This is a genomic window from Mesorhizobium sp. M5C.F.Ca.IN.020.32.2.1, assembly GCF_004023105.1.
Taxonomy (GTDB): Bacteria; Pseudomonadota; Alphaproteobacteria; order Rhizobiales; family Rhizobiaceae; genus Mesorhizobium; species Mesorhizobium wenxiniae.
The window spans coordinates 1-2,488 of the sequence record NZ_RZSX01000889.1; the positions used below are offsets into that span (position 1 = coordinate 1).

The window sequence follows — 2,488 nt, forward strand, 5'->3', positions numbered from 1 at the left end:
CGTCTGACCGCTGTTCCTTCATCCAAGAGGCGACGTCGAAGACACGCGCCACAAACGCGTGCCAAAATGAAAATGGCCGGGTCTGCCCCGGCCATCTCCGATTGTCACCAGGCGCTAAAGCGCGTCTCATGCGACGCGCTTTAGTTCTTGTTTTATGGATATCGTTATCGCAAAACCGCTGCGCACTTTCGCGCGACATGCATTAGCCATTACGGCTGGATCGGCGCATATTTGCCGTCGTGCCACTGGTTGATGTCGTAGCTGACGTTCTTGAGGTCGCCCTTTTCATCGAAAGTGACAGGGCCGACGACGGTGCTGATCGGCTCGCCATTCTTCAGCGCTTCGGCAACCTTGGCCGGGTCGTCGCTGCCGGCGCGCTTGATACCCTCGGCAAAGGCCTGGATCACGGCATAGGAGAACAGCGTGAAGCCCTCGGGCACGAAGCCGCCCGCCTTGATCTTTTCGATGGCTTCCTTCGCTTCGGGCTTCGCCTGCGGATCCGACGGGAAGACAAACATGGTGCCTTCGCCGGCCGGACCGGCGACCTGCCAGAATTCCGGCGTGGCGATCGAGTCCGGCATGATCAGCTGATACTTCAGGTTCTGTTCCGCCGACTGGCGCAGGATGAGGCCGGCTTCGGGGTGGTAGCCGCCGAAATAGACTACATCCGCCATCAGGTCCTTGAGCTTGGTGACAAGCGCCGCGTAGTCTTTTTCACCGGCGTTGATGCCCTCGTAAAGGATCTCTTTGAGACCGTTCTGGTTCATCGTTGCCTTGACGGCGTCGGCGACGCCCTGCCCATAGGCGCTCTTGTCGTGCATGATGACGACGTTCTTGCCCGCATATTTCTTGGCGATCCATGGACCGATGAAAGCGCCCTGCGCATCATCGCGCGTATAAAGGCGCATGATCGTCGGCCAGCCGGCTTTCGCGGCCGCGTCGGTCAGCTCTGGATTCGACGAAGCCGGGCTCATCATCAGCGTCCCGGCTTCGGCGTAGACGGCCGAGGCCGGAATGCTCGAGCCCGAGCAGGCATGCCCATCGACGAACTTGACACCGTTGGCAACGATGCGGTTGGCGACCGAAACCGCCTGTTTCGGATCGCACTGGTCATCCTGTACGTCGAGCTTGATCTGGCGGCCTTCGACACCTCCAGCCGCGTTGATCGCGTCGGCGGCGGCTTGCGCGCCCTGCTTGAACTGGTCGCCGATGGTGGCAAGCTGTCCGGTCATTGGTCCGACCACCGAAAAGGTGATGTCTTCGGCGAACGCAACCGGCGCGCTCATCATCAGGCCGATTATGGCCGCGCTCAAAATACCCAACTTTTTCATGGTGACACAACTCCTCCACTCTCGCGCGGGCCGCTCCGGCCGCGCCTCTTCCAGAGTGGCCGGGAGAATCTCACCCTTCGCCAAGCCTGTCTAGGCGCATCGGCGGCACTCAATTGGGCCTGCAGCCTTTCTGTTTGACCATGATCTTTTCCAAAAACCGGTTTCCACTTTTTGGGATCATGGTCAGAAAACGCAAAAGCCGCGCCTGCCTTGTTCCGGCCGGTCGCGGCTTTGTCGATCGAACAATCCCGAACGCTCACGCGCCCGAAAACCGCTCGCCTTCCCTGTCCGTGGCGCAGCCTGGCCGAATCCGGCCTGCCGCGTTCTTGTCATTGTTGGCACGACCGTCTTGCGCGGCCTTGTTCTTGCCGGCCCGGCCGTCTTGCGCGGCCTCGACCTGAAGCGTCCCTGTCGGTATCTCAGTGCCTGATGAACTCAGGGCCAACTTAGTGCATTGTCATCCATTCGCGGGCTTCGCGCAGAGCCCTGGCGATCTCGACCTTCGACATGGCGGCCGACAATTCCGAGCGCAGTTCCGCAGCGCGGACCGAACCCTTGATCGCAGCAATATTGAACCATTTGTGGGCGGCGACGACATCGGTCTCGCAATCGCGGCCAGTCGCATACATCATGCCCAGTTCGAAAAGAATGTCGGCCTGGGCAGTTGCCCCCATGGCGCCGAAGCCGGCTTCAGGCATTTCAAAACGTGCCATTTCAATCCCCTGTTCTAGCCCCTGTCAGGCTCCCGAGAGCTGCCTCGTTCTGTCCCTTGGTATCTGTTGATAAACCTTGGGGTGGCCGCTCTTTCGATGTTTTCGAGAATGAACCGGAGGCTTGAATCCGTCGTTAAGTGGCGTGCTTAATTTGAGGAAAACAAAGCTAAAACAAGAGGTAAACGCGAGAATTCGTTAAGGATGCGAAGCCAGCAATTTCGCCGGTTTGCACTAAGTTTGACGAAAATTTGCGAGGCGAAGATCAAGACTCCGCTAACCACGGGAGACAAAGACGGAGTTGCGGACGTTTCACATCGATGAGACCGCTTCGGGCGACGAGAAAATCCTGAAGTCTTCCGCAGCGGCACCGCTTTTGTTTTGCCGGGACGTGAATTAGCTTACGTTTGCGTAAAAGGCAGACCGGCGGGCGGAACATCCGGCCGG

At 59.0% G+C, this 2,488-nt stretch carries 2 protein-coding genes; both read right to left on the reverse strand.

Features of this window, described 5'->3' with window-relative positions; genetic code table 11:
• Positions 1-209: 209 nt before the first annotated feature.
• The gene (locus EOA86_RS30435) at positions 210-1,331 is read right to left on the reverse strand and encodes an ABC transporter substrate-binding protein (RefSeq protein ID WP_128345012.1); all 1,122 of its coding nucleotides are present in this window, start codon (positions 1,329-1,331) and stop codon (positions 210-212) included.
• Between the two features lie 446 nt (positions 1,332-1,777).
• Positions 1,778-2,044 (reverse strand): sel1 repeat family protein, encoded by a 267-nt coding sequence (locus tag EOA86_RS30440; RefSeq protein WP_027152750.1) that lies wholly within the window; start codon positions 2,042-2,044, stop codon positions 1,778-1,780.
• Positions 2,045-2,488 lie beyond the last annotated feature (444 nt).